The sequence below is a fragment of the Metapseudomonas otitidis genome (assembly GCF_011397855.1).
Classification (GTDB): domain Bacteria; phylum Pseudomonadota; class Gammaproteobacteria; order Pseudomonadales; family Pseudomonadaceae; genus Metapseudomonas; species Metapseudomonas otitidis.
On the sequence record NZ_AP022642.1, the window covers coordinates 1,916,682 to 1,935,029 of the forward strand.

At 68.8% G+C, this 18,348-nt stretch carries 14 protein-coding genes; 8 read left to right on the top strand and 6 right to left on the bottom strand.

The genetic code is table 11. The features are described from left to right. Positions 1-63 precede the first annotated feature (63 nt). The 5 genes from PotMrB4_RS09010 to PotMrB4_RS09030 all read right to left on the bottom strand — a co-directional run bounded on the left by PotMrB4_RS09010 (position 64) and on the right by PotMrB4_RS09030 (position 4,217). On the bottom strand, positions 64-1,242 hold the full coding sequence (locus PotMrB4_RS09010; RefSeq protein ID WP_044409328.1) for a vWA domain-containing protein: 1,179 nt from the start codon (positions 1,240-1,242) through the stop codon (positions 64-66). Between the two features lie 29 nt (positions 1,243-1,271). After that, positions 1,272-1,667 (bottom strand): GFA family protein, encoded by a 396-nt coding sequence (locus tag PotMrB4_RS09015; RefSeq protein WP_074968701.1) that lies wholly within the window; start codon positions 1,665-1,667, stop codon positions 1,272-1,274. After that, positions 1,660-2,094, bottom strand: a complete 435-nt coding sequence (locus tag PotMrB4_RS09020; protein WP_172433056.1) for a hypothetical protein — start codon at positions 2,092-2,094, stop codon at positions 1,660-1,662. The genes PotMrB4_RS09015 and PotMrB4_RS09020 overlap by 8 nt, the downstream gene beginning before the upstream one ends. 7 nt (positions 2,095-2,101) lie before the next feature. After that, positions 2,102-2,947 carry an AAA family ATPase gene (locus tag PotMrB4_RS09025; protein WP_044409321.1) on the bottom strand — a complete coding sequence of 282 codons (846 nt, stop codon included), beginning with the start codon at positions 2,945-2,947 and terminating at the stop codon, positions 2,102-2,104. Between the two features lie 142 nt (positions 2,948-3,089). After that, positions 3,090-4,217, bottom strand: coding sequence for a DUF748 domain-containing protein (locus PotMrB4_RS09030; protein WP_172433057.1), 1,128 nt, complete (start codon positions 4,215-4,217; stop codon positions 3,090-3,092). Positions 4,218-4,350: 133 nt separating this feature from the next. On the opposite strand from PotMrB4_RS09030, the gene cysK reads away from it, so the two are divergent. Next, on the top strand, positions 4,351-5,325 hold the full coding sequence (gene cysK, locus PotMrB4_RS09035; RefSeq protein ID WP_044409315.1) for a cysteine synthase A: 975 nt from the start codon (positions 4,351-4,353) through the stop codon (positions 5,323-5,325). A gap of 65 nt (positions 5,326-5,390) precedes the next feature. On the opposite strand, the gene PotMrB4_RS09040 is transcribed toward cysK, so the two are convergent. Continuing rightward, positions 5,391-8,597: a PKD domain-containing protein gene (locus PotMrB4_RS09040; RefSeq protein ID WP_197939513.1), complete on the bottom strand. Its 3,207-nt coding sequence runs from the start codon at positions 8,595-8,597 to the stop codon at positions 5,391-5,393. 535 nt (positions 8,598-9,132) lie between these two features. Here PotMrB4_RS09040 and PotMrB4_RS09045 point away from each other — a divergent pair. From PotMrB4_RS09045 to glsB, 7 genes are all read left to right on the top strand, one after another. Continuing rightward, the gene (locus PotMrB4_RS09045) at positions 9,133-9,222 is read left to right on the top strand and encodes a K(+)-transporting ATPase subunit F (protein WP_069566518.1); all 90 of its coding nucleotides are present in this window, start codon (positions 9,133-9,135) and stop codon (positions 9,220-9,222) included. A gap of 8 nt (positions 9,223-9,230) precedes the next feature. Continuing rightward, complete coding sequence (gene kdpA / locus PotMrB4_RS09050; protein WP_044409313.1) at positions 9,231-10,931, top strand: potassium-transporting ATPase subunit KdpA; 1,701 nt, start codon at positions 9,231-9,233, stop codon at positions 10,929-10,931. A gap of 12 nt (positions 10,932-10,943) precedes the next feature. Beyond that, on the top strand, positions 10,944-12,998 hold the full coding sequence (gene kdpB, locus PotMrB4_RS09055; protein ID WP_172433058.1) for a potassium-transporting ATPase subunit KdpB: 2,055 nt from the start codon (positions 10,944-10,946) through the stop codon (positions 12,996-12,998). A gap of 78 nt (positions 12,999-13,076) precedes the next feature. Beyond that, complete coding sequence (gene kdpC, locus PotMrB4_RS09060) at positions 13,077-13,628, top strand: potassium-transporting ATPase subunit KdpC (RefSeq protein WP_044409304.1); 552 nt, start codon at positions 13,077-13,079, stop codon at positions 13,626-13,628. Next, the gene (locus tag PotMrB4_RS09065) at positions 13,625-16,288 is read left to right on the top strand and encodes a sensor histidine kinase (RefSeq protein ID WP_172433059.1); all 2,664 of its coding nucleotides are present in this window, start codon (positions 13,625-13,627) and stop codon (positions 16,286-16,288) included. Before kdpC ends, PotMrB4_RS09065 begins: the two co-directional genes overlap by 4 nt. Positions 16,289-16,556: 268 nt before the next feature. Further along, positions 16,557-17,246, top strand: coding sequence for a response regulator (locus tag PotMrB4_RS09070; protein WP_044409289.1), 690 nt, complete (start codon positions 16,557-16,559; stop codon positions 17,244-17,246). Between the two features lie 105 nt (positions 17,247-17,351). Beyond that, positions 17,352-18,260: a glutaminase B gene (glsB, locus tag PotMrB4_RS09075; protein ID WP_044409287.1), complete on the top strand. Its 909-nt coding sequence runs from the start codon at positions 17,352-17,354 to the stop codon at positions 18,258-18,260. The last annotated feature ends 88 nt before the right edge of the window (positions 18,261-18,348 follow it).

Sequence of the window (18,348 nt, forward strand, 5' to 3'; positions counted from 1 at the left end):
CTGTCAGGCCTCTGAAAGCACGAGAGCAGCCAAAGAAAAGGGCCCTTCCGGGCCCTTTCTTTTTCACTTGGAGAGAAAGCGCATCCCTTCCTCCAGCCCCTGCAGGGTGAGGGGGAACATCTGGTCGTTGATCAGCTCCCGCACCAGCCCGGTGGAGGCGGTGTAGTTCCAGGTGTCCTTGGGGTAGGGGTTGATCCAGATGAGCTTCTTGTACTTCTCCATGAAGCGCTTCATCCACACGTAGCCCGGCTCTTCGTTCCAGTGCTCGACGCTGCCGCCGGCCTGGGTGATCTCGTAGGGGGCCATGGCGGCGTCGCCGACGAACACCACCTTGTAGTCGGCGCCGTACTTGTGCAGCAGGTCCTGGGTGGAGGTGCGCTCGGAGGTGCGGCGCAGGTTGTTCTTCCACACCGATTCGTAGACGAAGTTGTGGAAGTAGAAGTATTCCAGGTGCTTGAACTCGGTCTTGCAGGCGGAGAACAGCTCTTCGCAGACCTTCACGTGGGCGTCCATGGAGCCGCCGATGTCCAGCAGCAGCAGGAGCTTCACGGTGTTGCGCCGTTCGGGGCGCATCTGGATGTTGAGCAGGCCGGCATCGCGGGCGGTGTGGTCGATGGTGCCGTCCAGGTCCAGCTCTTCCGCTGCGCCTTCACGGGCGAACTTGCGCAGGCGGCGCAGGGCGACCTTGATGTTGCGGGTGCCCAGTTCCACCTGGTCGTCGAGGTTCTTGTACTCGCGCTGGTCCCAGACCTTGGCGGCCTTGCCCTGGCGCTTGCCGGCGTCGCCGACGCGGATGCCCTCGGGGTTGAAGCCGCCGGAGCCGAAGGGGCTGGTGCCGCCGGTGCCGATCCACTTGTTGCCGCCGGCGTGGCGTTCCTTCTGTTCTTCCAGGCGTTTCTTGAATTCTTCGATGAGCTTGTCCAGCCCGCCGAGGGACTGGATCTGCGCGCGCTCTTCGTCGGTGAGCAGGCGCTCGAATTCCTTGCGCAGCCACTCTTCGGGGATCAGCGCCTCGATGTGCTCGTTGAGGTTCTCCAGGCCCTTGAAGTAGGCGGAGAAGGCGCGGTCGAACTTGTCGAAGTGGCGTTCGTCCTTCACCAACACGGTGCGGGCGAGGTAGTAGAACTCGTCCATGTCGGCGAAGACGACGTTGTGCTTGAGCGCGTTGATCAGGTCCAGCAGTTCGCGGACCGAGACCGGCACCTTGGCGGCGCGCATTTCGTTGAACAGGTTGAGCAGCATGGCTGCACCCTCTTGCTAGCGGTGGGGCCTCAGGACCGGGATTCCTGGGGCAGGCCGTCGGCGATGGCGTACCAGTCGGCCTTGGATTCTGTGTAGATGTGCTTCTGCGGGACGTCACCCAGGGGCGAGTCCAGGGTGCCCAGGGCCACTGAGACCCACTTGGGGTGCGGGTGGTCGGCGAACCATTGCAGGTTGCTGCCGCACTGGCGGCAGAAGGTCCGGGTCACGTGGGGGGAGGAGTGGAACGCGGCCACCTGGTCCTGCCCTGCGGTGAAGCGGAAGTGCTCGCGCCGCACGTTGCCGTAGCTGGCGAAGGCTGCGCCATGGCCCTTGCGGCACTGGCCGCAATGGCAATGGGTGGCGGATTCGATGGGCGCGTCGATCTGGTACTTCACCGCGCCGCACAGGCAGCTGCCGTTATGCATCGTCGCTGGCCTCTCCGTTGAGCTGACGTTGGATTTCCAGGGCCCAGGCACCGTCGCTGACACCCGTCCCGCGGTGTTGACGGGAGGTCGAGGTCTGCTCGGTCACGTCATGCCAATGGTTGCGGCCTTCGGCATCCAGCTCGGAGCAGTCCTCGTTGGTATCGAGGTCGAATTCGATGAACCGGCAGTCCTGTGTCAGCAGCAGGCCGCTGACCCCATGGCCACCGTATTGCTCGATATGCAGGTCGACCACGATGGTGCGGCTCCAGTCGATCCCCTGTGCCTGCGGGTGCTGCAACAGCACGCGGGGCACTTTGTCTGGCTGTTTGCGGTAGTACTCGGCGGTCAGTTGCAGCCCCTCACGCCGGAGCAGGGCCTGCTCCTGAACGTTCTTCTGGCGCTTGCGCCTGATCCGCTCGAGGTCCATCGCAGCCTCAGCGGCTGGCGCGGCGCGCCATGAAGGCCAGGCGTTCGAGCAGCATCACGTCCTGCTCGTTCTTCACCAGGGCGCCGGCCAGCGGCGGGATGGCCTTGGACGGGTCGCGCTCGCGCAGTACGGCTTCGCCGATGTTGTCGGCCATCAGCAGCTTCAGCCAGTCCACCAGTTCGCTGGTGGAGGGCTTCTTCTTCAGGCCCGGGACCTTGCGCACGTCGAAGAACACGTCCAGCGCCTCGGCCACCAGTTCGCCGCTGATGTTGGGGTAGTGGACGTCGACGATCTTCTTCAGCGTCTCGCGGTCGGGGAAGGCGATGTAGTGGAAGAAGCAGCGGCGCAGGAAGGCGTCCGGCAGTTCCTTCTCGTTGTTGGAGGTGATGATGATGATCGGGCGCTGCTTGGCCTTGATGGTCTCGTTCGTCTCGTAGACGTAGAACTCCATCTTGTCGAGTTCCTGCAGCAGGTCGTTGGGGAACTCGATGTCGGCCTTGTCGATCTCGTCGATCAGCAGGATCACGCGCTCGTCGGCCTCGAAGGCCTCCCAGAGCTTGCCTTTCTTGATGTAGTTGCGGACGTCGTGGACCTTGTCGGAGTTGAGCTGGGAGTCGCGCAGGCGGCTCACGGCGTCGTACTCGTAAAGGCCCTGGTGGGCCTTGGTGGTGGACTTGATGTGCCAGGTGATCAGCTTGGCGCCGAAGGCTTCGGCCAGCTGCTCGGCGAGCATGGTCTTGCCGGTGCCCGGTTCGCCCTTGACCAGCAGCGGGCGTTGCAGGGTGATCGCGGCGTTGACGGCGAGCTTGAGGTCGTCGGTGGCGACGTAGGACTGGGTGCCTTCGAACTTCATCAGGTAATCCTCGAACGGTAACGACCGGCAGTGCCGGGCGCGCGGTATCAGGTGGAGGCGCCGACTATAGCGTGAGCCCCGGCGCACTGTGAACGCAGACGGGGCATTCAGTCACTGAATGGGCGGTCACGGCCCTTGCAGCCTAGTCCGTCGTGGCGGCGGCGGGGCCCTGTCCTCCGGTGGGTCGTGTGGCGTCATCGCGCTCGGGCGGGGCATGTTCGAAGCGCGGGGTGAAGGCTTCGATGAAGGCATTGCGCAGGATGGCGATGAACGCCTGGAAGGCGCTGACGTCCTGCTGGTGCACGTTGCCGCTGAGTTCCACGCGGGTGGCGAACTGGTCGCGGCGCTGGTTCTTCAGCAGGGTCTCGCCGCCGCCGACGAGGGCCTCCCAGAGGGCGCGGAGCGCGCCCTTGTCTTCGTTCTCCACGTCCTGGCGCCAGTCGAACACGTCCACATCGTGCAGCAGTGGCTTGATGTAGCCGCTGAGCCGGGCGTTGTCGGCGCGGGCTTCGATCACCAGGTCGCCCTGGCCCCGGCGGAAGTCGAAGCGGCCGTAGGCGCGGGCCAGGTCGTTGAGCCGGGGCAGGTCGATGTCGCGGGCGCGCAGGCGCAGCTGGAAGTCCTCGAAGTTCTTGAACGGGTCGAAGGTGGCCTCCACCTCCAGGGGCGCATGGCCGAGCAACTGGGCGCGGCCCTCGAAGCGGGCCACGCGCTCGCCCTGGCTGTCGGCGACGTTGGTGAGGTTGTAGAGGCTGGCGTTCACCTGGCTGGCGTCCAGGTCCACTTTGGGGGTGGAGGTGAAGTTGTGGAAGGCGATGCGGCCGTCCAGCACGCGCAGTTCGTTGAGGGTGATGGGCAGCAGTTTGTTGAGCTGGTCGCGCCAGTCGGTGCCGGCACCGGTCTGGGACTGGCGCTTGTCGGCGCCGCCGTCGACGAAGTTCAGTTCGGGGCCCTCGAACACCACCCGCGCGACCACGGCGCGGTCCTGCCAGAGCGCCTGCCAGCTCACCGCCAGGTCGATGCCCGGCGCGTCCAGCAGCGGCACCGGCACGCTGCCATCGGCCTTGACGATGGACAGGCCGTTGATGCGGTACGCGCCTCGCCACCAGGCCAGGTCGATGTCGTCGATGTGGCCGCGGTACTCGCCCATGTCGGCGAGCTTGCCGTTGAGGTAGTCACGGATCAGCCAGGGCAGCGTCAGCTGGGCCACCAGCAGGAGCAGCAGGAGGGTGAGCAGGGCCTTGAGCGGCCAGCCATAGCGTCGCTTCATGGGGGGCTTCCGGCGTTTGGCACATGTCCGATGGACTGTGCCGGCGCCATTCGGTTCGGCTGGACTGCCGGGGCACCTGGGCATAGGCTGGGCCCCTTTCTCCCATCGACCCGCCACCTTCGAGGACCGGTTCATGAGCCGCATCTACGCAGACAACTCCAAGGCCATCGGCAACACGCCGCTGGTGATGATCAACCGCCTGGGCCCCAAGGGCGTGACCATCCTCGCCAAGATCGAGGGGCGCAACCCGGCCTATTCGGTGAAGTGCCGCATCGGCGCCAGCATGATCTGGGACGCGGAAGAGAGCGGCCGCCTGCGCCCGGGCATGACCCTGGTGGAGCCCACCTCGGGCAACACCGGCATCGGCCTGGCCTTCGTCGCGGCGGCGCGGGGCTACAAGCTGATCCTCACCATGCCGGCCTCCATGAGCCTGGAGCGGCGCAAGGTGCTCAAGGCCCTGGGCGCCGAGCTGGTGCTCACCGAACCGGCCAAGGGCATGAAGGGCGCCATCGAGAAGGCGGCCGAGATCGCCGCCGGCAACCCCGAGCAGTACCTGCTGCTGCAACAGTTCGAGAACCCGGCCAACCCGGCCATTCATGAGAAGACCACCGGCCCGGAGATCTGGAACGACACCGACGGCGCCATCGACGTGCTGGTGGCCGGCGTCGGCACCGGCGGCACCATCACCGGCATTTCCCGCTACATCAAGCAGCAGCGCGGCAAGCCGATCCTCTCGGTGGCGGTGGAGCCGGTGACTTCGCCGGTGATCAGCCAGACCCTGGCCGGTGACGAGGTGAAGCCCAGCCCGCACAAGATCCAGGGCATCGGTGCCGGCTTCGTGCCGAAGAACCTGGACCTGTCCATCGTCGACCGCGTCGAGCAGGTCAGCGATGAGGAGGCCAAGGCCATGGCCCAGCGCCTGATGCGCGAGGAAGGCATCCTCTGCGGCATTTCCTGCGGGGCGGCGATGGCTGCCGCCGTGCGCCTGGCCGAGAAGCCGGAGATGCAGGGCAAGACCCTGGTGGTGATCCTCCCTGACTCGGGCGAGCGCTACCTGTCCACCATGCTCTTCGACGGCCTGTTCACCGAGCAGGAGTTGCAGCAGTAACCCCGCTGCCCGCAATGAAAGAGGCCGCCCACTGGGCGGCCTCTTTCGTTTGGCGGGGTTGGGGTTTACCGGCAGGCGCCCTCGTCACGCCAGACCTTGCCGCTGCCGTCGGCGCCGGTGAAGGCCGGGTTGCCGGGCTCGTTGCCCTTGGTCCACCAGCGGGCGGTGTAGGTGCGGCCCTTGTGGGTCACCTTGTTGCCTTCCCAGTAGGTGCCCGAGGCGCTCCAGGGGCTGGCACAGGTACCGGGTTGCTGGCCGGCCTCGGCCTTCACCCGGACCTTGTGGGTGCGGGTCACTTCGTGGTGGCCGTTGCCCAGGGTGAGGGTGAAGGTGTAGTCGGCATCCTTGTCCAGGCGCGGCGCGGTGAAGCTGAGGCCGGCGCCGTCGCTCTGGAAGGCGAGGGCAGGGTTCACGCTCCAGCGGTAGCGGAGGTTGAGTCCGTTCGGGTCTGTCGATCCGGCGGCACTGAGCTGCACGCGGTCACCAGCCTTGGCTTCTGCCGGTCCGCTGATGGCTGCAACGGGTGGCAGGATCGCCGGAGCCTCGGCCTTCACCCGGACCTTGTGGGTGCGGGTCACTTCGTGGTGGCCGTTACCCAGGGTGAGGGTGAAGGTGTAGTCGGCGTCCTTGTCCAGGCGCGGCGCGGTGAAGCTGAGGCCGGCGCCTTCGCTCTGGAAGGCGAGGGCGGGGCTCACGCTCCAGCGGTAGCTGAGGGCCAGCCCGTTCGGGTCGCTGGAGGCAGAGGCGCTGAGCTGCACACGGTCACCGGCCTTGGCATCCGCCGGTCCGCTGATGGCGGGCACCGGCGGCAGGATCACCGGCGGCTGCTCGGGCGTGCCGCTGGCCTCGCAGGGGCCCAGGTCACGCCAGACCTTGCCGCTGCCGTCCGCCCCGGTGGAGGCGGCGGTGCCGGGCTCGTTGTTGCGCGTCCACCAGCGGGCTTCGTACAGGCGGCCTTTCCACTGGGCCTTGTGGCCTTGCAGGTACTCGGTGCCGGGTTGCCAGGTGGCTTCGCAGGTGGCGCCGGCGCCGCTGGCAGCCTTGACCAGCAGCTCATGCACGCGGGTGGTGGTCTGCTTGCCGTTGCTGACCGTCACGCTGAAGCGGTAGCGGGTGTCGCTGCTGTGCTCCGGGGCCTTGAGGGTCAGGCGCGGGCCGTCGATGTCGAAGTCCAGCGCCGGGGTCACGGACCAGCTGTAGCTCAGGGCGCTGCCCTGGGGATCGCTGGAGCCGGAGGCGTCCAGCTGTACCTTCTGGCCGGCTTCGGCCGAGGCCGGGCCCTGGATCACCACCACCGGCGGCTTGCCGGCGTCCTCGGCTTTCAGCGGGGCGGCCTGGGCCTCGTTGCTGGCGCTGAATTCGCCCTGGCCGAGCAGGGCCCAGTTGCCGTTGGGGTTGTCGCTTCCATAGATGCGGTAGCCCTTGATGTTGCCCTCCATGTCGCGCACCTGCTGGGGCAGGTAGTTGAGGCTGGAGAAGCGCTGCTCGCCACCCAGGTCGATGACCATCTGGTGGGGGTAGCGGTCACCGGGCACGGTGCTCCAGTAGGAGCTGGTGTTGCCGTCGATGGCGTGGGCGCCGCTCGCCGAGGCGGGGACGGCGCTGCTGACGGAGTGCACCCGCCAGCCGTCACGGGACAGCAACCGGCCCTGGGCGTCCGCCAGGTGCAGCTCGGCGGCGCTGGCGCGCTCCTTGCCATCGATGGAGGACTCGGCCACCAGCTTCAGGTAGCGCGCCTGGGCGGTGTCCTGGGTGGCGGCGTAGAGGGCGCCGTCCAGGTAGATGTCGTCCACCGGGTTGTTGGGTTCTGCGCGGATCGCCAGGTGCCAGCGGCCCGGGGCCGGGTTGTCCAGCGCCAGGAAGGGGTGGTTGTTCAGCGTCGAACGGGCGTCGAACTGGGCGTCGCTGGGCAGGGCGCCACGGCGCAGCAGCAGTTGCGAGCGGCCGTTGCCCCGGTCGTAGCCCTCGCCATGGGCGGTGCTGATCAGCAGGCGTCGGCTGCCCTCGGGCACGTCGATGACGAAGTTGCGCCATTGGTTCTTGGCCAGGCTGACCCGCTCCTTCAGCACCTCGCGCTTGATCTCCTCGGCCAGGGGCACGACCGCCGGGCTGTAGGCCGACATGCGTGCCGCGTTCTCGCGCCAGACCCTGGCCATGTTGGCAGTGCTGGCATCGCCCAGGGGGATCCCCTGCACGTCGCGCAGGTCCGGGTTGGAGTAGAAGGGCACATGGTTGCCGCAAAGGATGGTGCCGACCCGGCCGTTGTTGTAGCCGAAGCGGTAGCTCTTGCCGTCCGAGCAGTGGCTGCCGCCGGCGTTGTGGGCAACTTCGTGGCGGAAGGTGGTGGGGGAGTTGATGTAGTTGATCGAGTAGCGCCCCGGCACGTAGGCCCAGCCAATGGCGGTGTCGACGCCTGGGGTGCCCATGATGAAGCCGGCCACCAGGTCGGGGCTGTACTGGCGCATGCCATCGCGGAACAGCGTCGACAGCTTGGCGAGGGTGTCGGTGGTGATGGGGTGGTCGTCCGCGATCACCTGGGTGCCCACCAGGCGTATGCGTACCCCTTCGACCTGGGACTGCTTCAGGGCGCGGTTGACCAGGGCCACCTGGGCCAGGGCATAGGCCTCGTGGTCGCGGATGTAATTGGCGGCTTTCTGGGAGAAGCCGGCCAGCAGGTCGATCACGATCTCTCCGGCCTGGCTACGGTCCACCAGCAGGCTGCGCTTGCCACGTTCCTCGAGGATGCCGGGCACCTCTTCAAGCACCTGCTCGACGTAGTCGACCTGGCTCGGGTGGAAGGCGTGCGGGGTGTCGAAGCGGGTCAGCACCTGCTCGCCGTCGGCCGAGCCACGGATGATGGCGTTGGCCTCGGGCAGCAGGGCGACGAAGCTGCCGTTGTCCCGCGCAGCGAGGAAGAACTCACCAGGGCCCGAGAGGCTGCGAGCCGCCCCCAGGGTCTGGCCGACGTACACGTTGAGCCCGGCTTGATGCTCGATGGGTTCGGCGCTGGTGCGCAGCAGGCTCAGGCCTGCCTCCTGGCGTAACTGCTCGGTGCCCAGGGCGGCGACACCGCTGCGCGCCGTGCCCGGCTTGAGGGCCTGCAGGTCGATGAACTGGCCGGTGAGGGTGACTTCCCGCGTGGCGCTGGCGTGCTGAGCGGTGGCGGGATCGGCCGCAGTGGCCGTTGCCACCGGCAGGGCCGCCAGGGTGCCCAGTGAGGCTGCCCAGAGGCAGATGCCTCGGCAGACGGGGTTGATCTTGAAGCTCGGCATAAAGCACTCCTGAGCCTGCACCGCCCGAAGGCGCGCGGGCTCGCCAGCCTGTGGCTGGTGTTCGTTCAGTGGGAGGGTTGGTTGCCGGCGCGCCGATGGTAGGCACGGCCTCGGGCCGCTGTAAAAGAAGCGGGGGGATTTTCGGACAGGTCCGAACCGGGCGTTTCGGCAGGGTGTTTCCCGCTGCCGGGATGGATCATGCCGGGGGCGTTTTGGCACTCGGCAGCGGGCGTGGGAGGGGGTAGGCGGTGGACGGTCGGGGGCGCAGGACTTCGGGTGGAGCGTTCCGCTTCCGACGCGTTCTGCCGACTCCCATGGCTCGCCCGCCTGAAGGCCACTGTCCCCGCCCGAGCCTTCCCCGCTTCGCGTCGGCGCGGCGTGCTGGCCAGGCGCTGGGAGTCCTGGCAGACGGGCACTTGGCCCACTTCTTTACGCGATCTTTATGCCGCCAGGCCCTTCCGTGGCTCGTTCCTTTACGCCCCCCTTGTCGAGAATTTGCCCAAAGCGGCGCCGTCCGCATCACGGAGCACTACACATGAGCATTCTCGACGGGTTGTCCCTGGCCATGGCCACGGGGCTTTTCATCTACCTGCTGGTCGCGCTGCTGCGCGCCGAGCGTGGCTAGGGGGCGCCATGGACGTACAGGACTACGGCCTGATCCTGGCCTTCTTCCTCCTGGTGCTGGTGCCGGCGCCCTTCATCGGGCGCTACATCTACCGTGCCATGGAGGGTGAGCGAACCTTCCTGACCCCGCTGTTCGCCCCGGTGGAGCGTCTGTGCTACCGCATCGCCGGCGTCGACCCGCAGCGCGAGCACGACTGGAAGACCTACACCCTGGCGCTGTTGGCGTTCAACGCCGCCGGGCTGGTGCTGCTGTTCAGCATCCTCACCCTGCAGCACCTGCTGCCGCTGAACCCGCAGCACCTGCCGGGGCTGGAATGGAGCCTGGCGTTCAACACCGCCGTCAGCTTCGTCACCAACACCAACTGGCAGTCCTACAGCGGCGAGGCGAGCCTGAGCTACTTCAGCCAGATGGTCGGCCTGGGCGTGCAGAACTTCGTCAGCGCCTCGGTGGGCCTGTGCGTGCTGGTGGCCCTGGCCCGTGGCATCGCCCGGCGCAGCACGCGGGACCTGGGCAACTTCTGGGTCGACCTGACCCGGGGCACCCTCTATGCGCTGCTGCCGCTGTGCCTGCTGCTGGCGCTGTTCCTGGTGTGGCAGGGCGTGCCGCAGACCTTCGCCGACTACGTCAGCGCCAAGACCCTGGGCGGCACCGACCAGGTCATCCCCCTCGGCCCGGCGGCCAGCCAGATCGCCATCAAGCAGCTCGGCACCAACGGCGGCGGCTTCTTCGGCGTGAACTCCAGCCACCCGTTCGAGAACCCCAGCGCCTGGAGCAACCTGTTCGAGGTGGCGTCGATCATCCTGATCCCCGCCGCGCTGGTGTTCAGCTTCGGCCACTACGTGAAGGACCTGCGCCAGAGCCGCGCGCTGCTGGCCTGCATGCTGGTGCTGTTCGCCGTCGGCCTCAGCGTCACCCTGTGGGCGGAGTTCCGCCCCAACCCGGCCCTGGCCGCGCTGCCCATCGAGCAGGTGGGGTCGCTGGAGGGCAAGGAGGCGCGCTTCGGCACCGCCGCGTCGGCACTCTGGGCGGTGACCACCACGGCCGCGTCCAACGGCTCGGTGAACGCCATGCACGACAGCTTCAGCGCCCTGGGCGGCATGGTGCCGATGTTCAACATGATGCTCGGCGAGGTGATCTTCGGCGGGGTCGGCGCAGGCCTCTACGGCATGCTGCTGTTCGTGCTGATCGCGGTGTTCCTCGCCGGCCTGATGATCGGCCGCACCCCCGAATACCTGGGCAAGAAGCTGGAAGCCCGCGAGGTGCGCCTGCTGGTGGCCACGCTGCTGGTGATGCCGGTGGGCGTGCTGGTGTTCTGCGCCCTGGCGGTGAGCCTGCCGGGCCCGGCGGCGTCCATCACCAACCCGGGTGCCCACGGCTTCAGCCAGGCGCTGTACGCCTACACCTCGGGTACCGCCAACAACGGGTCGGCGTTCGCCGGGCTGGGGGCCAACACGGTGTTCCACAACGTGATGATCGGCCTGGCCATGCTGCTCGGGCGCTTCGGCTACATCCTCCCGGTGCTGGCCATCGCCGGCAGCCTGGCGGCGAAGAAGCGCGCGCCGGTCGGTGCCGACAGCTTCCCCACCCACGGCCCGCTGTTCGTCACTTTGCTGACCCTGACCATCCTGCTGGTGGGTGGCCTGACCTTCCTCCCGGCATTGGCCCTCGGGCCCATCGCCGAACACCTCGCGCAGCTCCAGGGCTTCTAACGGAGAACCATGATGAACGCCCCTCTGAAGGCGCCCAAGGCCGGCGCCAAGCAACCCTCCGCCACCACTGTCGCCGCGCTGTGGAAGCCGGCGCTGGTGCAGGCCTTCGTCAAGCTCGACCCGCGCCAGCTCAAGCGCTCGCCGGTGATGCTGGTGGTGGAGCTGACCGCGGTGCTGACCACCGTGCTCTGCTTCATCCCCAACCCGGCGGTGTCCCTCGGCCTGGCGCTGCAGCTCGCGCTGTGGCTGTGGTTCACCGTGCTCTTCGCCAACTTCGCCGAGGCCCTGGCCGAAGGCCGTGGCAAGGCCCGCGCCGACAGCCTCAAGGCTGGCAGCCAGGGCCTTGGCGCCCGTCGCCGCACGGCCTCCGGTGCCTTCGAGACGGTGCCGGCCAGCAGCCTGCGCCGGGGCGACATCGTCCGCGTCGAGGCCGGTGAGCTGATCCCCGGTGACGGCGAGGTGATCCAGGGCATCGCGGCGGTCAACGAGGCCGCCATCACCGGTGAATCCGCACCGGTGATCCGCGAGTCCGGCGGCGACCGCTCGGCCGTCACCGGCAACACCCGCGTGGTGTCGGACTGGCTGCTGGTGAAGATCACCGCCAACCCCGGCGAGTCGACCCTGGACCGCATGATCGCCCTGGTGGAAGGCGCGCGCCGGCAGAAGACGCCGAACGAAGTGGCGCTGGACATCCTGCTCATCGGCCTGACGCTGATCTTCCTGCTGGTAGCGGCCACCCTGCAGCCCTTCGCCCGCTTCGCCGGTGGCGACCTGCCGCTGGTGTACCTGGTGGCGCTGCTGGTGACGCTCATCCCCACCACCATCGGCGGCCTGCTCTCGGCCATCGGCATCGCCGGCATGGACCGCCTGGTGCGCCTGAACGTCATCGCCAAGTCCGGCCGTGCCGTGGAAGCGGCAGGGGACGTGCACGTGCTGCTGCTGGACAAGACCGGCACCATCACCTTCGGCAACCGCCGCTGCAGCGCGATGGTCAAGGCCCCCGGCATTAGCGGCAAGGAACTGGCCGACGCGGCGCTGCTGGCCTCCCTGGCCGACGACACGCCGGAAGGCAAGTCCATCGTCGAGTACCTGCGCGCGCTCAACACCCTGGAGGAGCCGGCCCGCGAGGCCGTCACCGCCATCGCCTTCAGCGCCGAGACGCGCCTCTCCGGTGCCGACTGGAACGGCCACCGCTACCGCAAGGGCGCCGTGGACGCGGTGCTGGCCTGGGTCGGCATGGAGCGCGACGGCATGCCCGAGGTGCTCGCCCGTGAGGTCGAGCGCATCGCCCAGGGCGGCGGCACGCCGCTTCTGGTGGCCGCCGACGGCCGCCTGCTGGGTGCCATCCACCTCAAGGACGTAGTCAAGCCCGGCATCCGCGACCGCTTCGCCGAGCTGCGCCGCATGGGCATACGCACCGTGATGGTGACCGGTGACAACCCGCTGACCGCCGCCGCCATTGCCGCCGAAGCCGGGGTGGACGACGTGATCGCCGAGGCCACGCCGGAGAAGAAGCTGGCGCGCATCCGCTTCGAGCAGGGCGAAGGCAAGCTGGTGGCCATGTGCGGCGACGGCGCCAACGACGCCCCGGCGCTGGCCCAGGCCGACGTGGGCCTGGCGATGAACGACGGCACCCAGGCCGCCCGCGAGGCCGCCAACCTGGTGGACCTGGACTCCGACCCGACCAAGCTGCTGGACGTGGTGCAGGTGGGCAAGGAACTGCTGGTGACCCGTGGCGCGCTGACCACCTTCTCGGTGGCCAACGACGTGGCCAAGTACTTCGCCATCCTCCCCGCGCTGTTCGCCGGCATCTACCCGCAGCTGGGCGTGCTCAACCTGATGCAGCTGCACAGCCCGCAGAGCGCCATCCTCTCGGCCATCGTGTTCAACGCGCTGATCATCATCGCGCTGATCCCCCTGGCCCTGCGCGGGGTGCGCATCCAGGCCGCGGACGCCGCCAGCCTGCTGCGCCGCAACCTGCTGATCTACGGCCTGGGTGGGCTGGTGGCGCCCTTCGTCGGCATCAAGGTGATCGACGTGCTGCTGACCTTCATCGGCCTGGTGTGACGCCATTCCCTCCTACCAGAGGAGGACCGGGGGCACACCCGCCCCCGGTCGCTTTCGCTTTCCATCGAGGAACTGAATATGCTTTCGCAACTTCGACCCGCCCTGAGCCTCCTGGCCCTGATGACCCTGATTACCGGCGTCGCCTACCCCCTCACCGTGACCGGCATTGCCCAGGTGGCCTTCCCCGAGCAGGCCAACGGCAGCCTGGTGCGCGATGCCCAGGGCGAGGTGCGCGGCAGCCGCCTGCTAGCCCAGCCCGTGGACGGCCCGCAATGGTTCCAGCCGCGCCCCTCCGCCGGTGACTACGCCACCGTGTCCAGCGCGGCCAGCAACCTGGCGCCAAGCAACCCGGCCCTGGCCGAGCGCATCAACAAGGACGCCAACCGCCTGCTGGCCGACGCCCAGGGCCCGGTGCCGATGGCCCTGGTGACTACCTCCGGCAGCGGCCTCGACCCGCACCTGCCGCCGGCTGCCGCGCGCTACCAGATTCCGCGCATCGCCGCCGCCCGCCACCTGCCGCCCGAGCAGCTGGAGCGCCTGGTGGAGCGCTACACCGAACGGCCGGCCATCGGTGAGCCGGTGGTCAACGTCCTGGCCCTCAACCTGAGACTGAACGAGATGCCCGAATGAGTGATGCCGGCCGCGCGGACGCGCTGTTGGCCGAACTGCCCCGCGAAGGGCGTGGCCGCCTGAAAGTCTTCCTCGGAGCCGCGCCCGGCGTAGGCAAGACCTACGCCATGCTCCAGGCCGCCCAGGCGCAACGGCGCCAGGGCGTCGACTTGCGCGTGGGCGTGGTGGAGACCCATGGCCGCAGCGAGACCGAGGCGATGCTCGCCGGCCTGCCGCAACAACCCCAGCGACGCCTGGAGTACCGGGGCGTGCCGCTGACCGAGATGGACCTGGACGGCCTGCTGGCCCACCCGCCACGCCTGGCCCTGGTGGACGAGCTGGCTCACAGCAACGCCCCCGGCAGCCGCCACGCCAAGCGCTGGCAGGATGTGCAGGAGCTGCTGGCCGCCGGCATCGACGTGTACACCACGGTCAACGTGCAGCACCTGGAGGCCCTCAACGACCAGGTGTTCGACATCACCGGCGTGCAGGTGCGCGAGACGGTGCCGGACTGGGTGCTGCAGGAGGCGGACGAGATACTCCTCATCGACCTGCCGCCCCGCGAGCTGCTGGAGCGCCTGCGCGAAGGCAAGGTCTACGTGCCGGAACAGGCCCGCGCGGCCATCGATGCCTTCTTCTCCCAGACCAACCTCACCGCCCTGCGCGAGCTGGCCATGCAGACCGCCGCCGCGCGGGTGGATGCCGACCTGGCGCGGCGCTACCGCCTGCAGGGCCAGGAGGCACCGCCGGTGCGCGGCCGCCTGCTGGTGGGCGTGGACGGCGACGACCAGGCCGAGCGCCTGGTGCGCCATGCCTGCCGGGTGGCCGAGCGCCGCCACCTGCCCTGGAGCCTGGTGCACGTGGACACCGGCCGCACCCGCAACGAAGACAGCCGCGCCCGCCTGCAGGCCGCCCAGCAACTGGCCGAGCGCCTGGGCGGGGAGGTGGTGACCCTGCGTGCCGAGGCCGTGGCCTCGACCCTGCTGGCCCACGCCCGCGAGCGCCGCGCCAGCTTGCTGCTGGTGGGGCGCAGCCGTCAGCGCCTGCGTCGTCGCTGGCTGGGCCGGGGCGTGGCGGAACGCCTGTTGCGCCATGGCCAGGGGCTGGAGATCAGCGTGCTCGACACCGACCCGGACGCCCGCCCCGCGCCCAATGGGCGCGATCCCGTGCCGGCGGGCGACTACGGCCTGGCGCTGGGGGCGGTGCTGGCCGCCAGCGGCATCGCCTGGGGCGCGCACCTGGTGCTGGCGCTGCCGAACATCTCCCTGGTGTTCCTCGCCGCCGTGCTGCTGGTGGCGGTGCGCAGCAGCCTGGCCCCGGCACTGGTGTGCGCTGGGCTGTCGTTCCTGGCCTATGACTTCCTGTTCATCCCGCCGGTGTTCTCCCTGACCATCGCCCGCCAGGAAGACGTGCTGACCCTGCTGTTCTTCCTGCTCATGGCCGGGCTCACCGGCAACCTCGCCTCGCGCCAGCGTCGCCAGGTGCAGGCCCTGCGCAGCACCCAGGCGGAAACCACGGCACTGCTGGACCTCTCGCGCAAGCTCACCGCCGCCACCGACCGCCAGGCGGTGATGAAGGCGGCCACCCAGCAGTTCGAGGCCTGGAACGACCTGGAGGTGTGCCTGCTGGGCCGTGGCCGTGACGGGTTGTGGAAGATCGAAGCCGGCGTGCAGCGCCTGCTGGCGGACCAGGAGCGGGCCGCCGCCGACTGGTCCTGGCAGCACGAACAGAGCGCCGGCCTGGGCACCGGCACGCTGCCGGGCGGGCGCTGGTGGTGGCTGCCGCTGAGTGGCGAGGACGGCCCGCTGGCCCTGCTCGGCGTCGCCCCGCGCGATGGCCAGCCGCTGTCCGCCGAGCGCCGTCGTCTGCTGGCCGCCCTGGGCCAGCCGCTGGCCCAGGCCCTGGCCCGCGCCCAGTTGGCGGAGGACCTGGAGGCCGCGCGCCTGCACGGCGAGACCGAACAGCTGCGCAGCGCGCTGCTGGCGTCCGTCTCCCATGACCTGCGCACGCCGCTGACGGCCATGCGCGGCTCCATCGACAGCCTGCTGGCCCTGGGCGAGGCGATCCCCCTGGCGGACCGCCGCGAGCTGCTGGAGGGCACCCGCGACGAGGCCGAGCGCCTGGACCGCTACATCCAGAACTTGCTGGACATGACACGCCTGGGCCACGGCGGCCTCAAGCTCGCCCGCGACTGGGTGGCGCCGGTGGACATCGTCGCCAGCGCCCTGCAACGGCTGCGCCCGGTGCTGGCGCCACTGAAGGTGGAGACGCAGGTGCCCGAGGCGCTGCCGCTGCTCTACGTGCACGCGGCACTCATCGAGCAGGCGCTGGTCAACGTGCTGGAGAATGCCGCGCGCTTCTCGCCCACCGGCGGCCGCCTGCGGGTGGCGGTGGAGGCGGGCGACGACGAACTGCGCCTGGCGGTCAGCGATGAAGGCCCCGGCATCCCGGTGGCCGAGCGCGAGCGCATCTTCGACATGTTCTACACCGCCGCCCGGGGCGACCGGGGCGGGCAGGGCACCGGCCTGGGCCTGGCCATCTGCCAGGGCATGGTCGGCGCCCACGGCGGCCGCGTCAGCGTCGGTGAGGGGCTGGAGGGTCGGGGGACTACGCTGACCCTGCACCTGCCGTTGCACCCGCAGCCGGTGCTGGAGGAGGAGGCGGGCGATGACCCGCTGTAGGGCACCTCTAAAAACTACCTGCGTTGCCATCGCGGCGTTAAAAACAGGCTCGTGCGCGAGTCCGATCAAAATGCTCATTTACCCCGCGTAAACTGCGCTTTTTCGCCTGTTTTTGCCTTGCGCTGGCTGCCTCGCCTACGTTCTTAGAAGCGACCTGTAGGGGCGAATTCATTCGCCATGCGGGCCGCAGGACCGCCGCGAGTAACCCGGCGCGGCGTTGCTGCTCTGGGCTGCTACCGGTAGCCAACGGTTTTCGATGAAGGATTGTATGAGCACCAACCAATCAACCGTGCTGGTCATCGACGACGAAGCACAGATCCGCAAGTTCCTGCGCATCAGCCTGGCCTCCCAGGGGCACAAGGTGCTCGAAGCCGCCAACGGCACCGAGGGCCTGGCCCAGGTGGCCCTCGGCCGGCCCGACCTGGTGGTGCTGGACCTCGGCCTGCCGGACATGGACGGCCAGGCCGTGCTGGCCGAGCTGCGCCAGTGGTCCCACGTGCCGGTGCTGGTGCTCTCGGTGCGGGCCAGCGAGGGCGAGAAGGTGCTGGCGCTGGACAACGGCGCCAACGACTACGTGACCAAGCCCTTCGGTATCCAGGAGTTCCTCGCCCGGGTGCGGGTGCTGCTGCGCCAGGGCGGCGGCGAGCCCCAGGAGGCCAGCGTGAGCAGCGGCCCGCTGCACCTGGACTTCGCCTACCGCCGCGTCACCCTGGACGGCCAGGAGGTGGCGCTGACCCGCAAGGAGTACGCCGTGCTCGCCCAGCTGGCGCGGCACCTCGGGCGGGTGGTGACCCAGCAGCAACTGCTCAAGGACATCTGGGGCCCCACCCATGTCGAGGACACCCACTACCTGCGGGTGGTGGTGGGCCACCTGCGGCAGAAGCTCGGCGACGACCCGGCCGCACCGCGTTTCATCGTCACCGAGGCCGGCGTCGGTTACCGCCTGCTTGAGGGTTAGGGGCATCCTGTCGCGGTTTTGCGACGGCGCTGTGTTGCGCGCGGTGAATCCGTCGTCTAGCGCTTATTCCTGACCCGCTTGGTTACCCGTTCGGACCCTCTCACGATGCAAGCCCTGCTCGACGACATCCTCGATCACGTACGCCCCCTCATCGGCACCGGCAAGGTCGCCGACTACATCCCGGCCCTGGCGCGGGTTTCCGCCAACCAGCTGGGCATCGCCGTGTACGGCAACGACGGCCAGCTGTACACCGCCGGCGACGGCCACCTGCCGTTCTCCATCCAGAGCATTTCCAAGGTGTTCAGCCTGGTGCAGGCCTTCCAGCATTCCGGCGAGGCCATCTGGGAGCGACTGGGCCACGAGCCGTCGGGCCAGCCGTTCAACTCGCTGGTGCAGCTGGAGTTCGAGCGTGGCGTGCCGCGCAACCCCTTCATCAACGCCGGGGCGCTGGTGATCTGCGACATCAACCAGTCGCGCTTCGCCGCGCCGAGCCTCTCCATGCGCGACTTCGTGCGGCGCCTCTCAGGCAACCCGGAGGTGGTATCGGACGCGGTGGTGGCGCGCTCGGAGTACGAACACCGCTCGCGCAATGCTGCAGCGGCCTACCTGATGAAGTCCTTCGGCAACTTCCACAACGACGTGGAGGAGGTGCTGCGCAGCTACTTCCACCACTGCGCGCTGTGCATGAGCTGCGCCGACCTGGCGCGGGCCTTCAGCTTCCTGGCCAACGAGGGCGTCAACGTGCACAGCGGCGAAACCGTGCTGAGCGCCCGGCAGACCCGCCAGGTGAACGCACTGATGGCCACCAGCGGGCTCTACGACGAGGCCGGCAACTTCGCCTACCGCGTCGGCCTGCCGGGCAAGAGCGGCGTCGGCGGCGGCATCGTCGCCGTGGTGCCGGGGCAGTTCACCGTGTGCGTCTGGTCGCCGGAGCTGAATGCATCCGGCAACTCGGTGGCCGGCATGGCGGCGCTGGAGGAACTCTCCGCGCGGATCGGCTGGTCGATCTTCTGACGATGATCAATGCCGGTGGGGCGCGGATCGGTTGATCATCCGCCGCACCGGATCACCCCCACCCACGGCCACCGATAGGGACATCGAG

Bases quoted from the DNA above. Each gene is read 5' to 3' on its own strand.
- PotMrB4_RS09010 (WP_044409328.1), bottom strand. From the start codon at position 1,242: ATGCTGCTCAACCTGTTCAACGAAATGCGCGCCGCCAAGGTGCCGGTC.
- PotMrB4_RS09020 (WP_172433056.1), bottom strand. From the start codon at position 2,094: ATGGACCTCGAGCGGATCAGGCGCAAGCGCCAGAAGAACGTTCAGGAG.
- kdpB (WP_172433058.1), top strand. From the start codon at position 10,944: ATGAACGCCCCTCTGAAGGCGCCCAAGGCCGGCGCCAAGCAACCCTCC.
- PotMrB4_RS09030 (WP_172433057.1), bottom strand. From the start codon at position 4,217: ATGAAGCGACGCTATGGCTGGCCGCTCAAGGCCCTGCTCACCCTCCTG.
- PotMrB4_RS09070 (WP_044409289.1), top strand. From the start codon at position 16,557: ATGAGCACCAACCAATCAACCGTGCTGGTCATCGACGACGAAGCACAG.
- PotMrB4_RS09040 (WP_197939513.1), bottom strand. From the start codon at position 8,597: ATGCCGAGCTTCAAGATCAACCCCGTCTGCCGAGGCATCTGCCTCTGG.
- cysK (WP_044409315.1), top strand. From the start codon at position 4,351: ATGAGCCGCATCTACGCAGACAACTCCAAGGCCATCGGCAACACGCCG.
- kdpA (WP_044409313.1), top strand. From the start codon at position 9,231: ATGGACGTACAGGACTACGGCCTGATCCTGGCCTTCTTCCTCCTGGTG.
- PotMrB4_RS09025 (WP_044409321.1), bottom strand. From the start codon at position 2,947: ATGAAGTTCGAAGGCACCCAGTCCTACGTCGCCACCGACGACCTCAAG.
- PotMrB4_RS09045 (WP_069566518.1), top strand. From the start codon at position 9,133: ATGAGCATTCTCGACGGGTTGTCCCTGGCCATGGCCACGGGGCTTTTC.
- kdpC (WP_044409304.1), top strand. From the start codon at position 13,077: ATGCTTTCGCAACTTCGACCCGCCCTGAGCCTCCTGGCCCTGATGACC.
- glsB (WP_044409287.1), top strand. From the start codon at position 17,352: ATGCAAGCCCTGCTCGACGACATCCTCGATCACGTACGCCCCCTCATC.
- PotMrB4_RS09015 (WP_074968701.1), bottom strand. From the start codon at position 1,667: ATGCATAACGGCAGCTGCCTGTGCGGCGCGGTGAAGTACCAGATCGAC.
- PotMrB4_RS09065 (WP_172433059.1), top strand. From the start codon at position 13,625: ATGAGTGATGCCGGCCGCGCGGACGCGCTGTTGGCCGAACTGCCCCGC.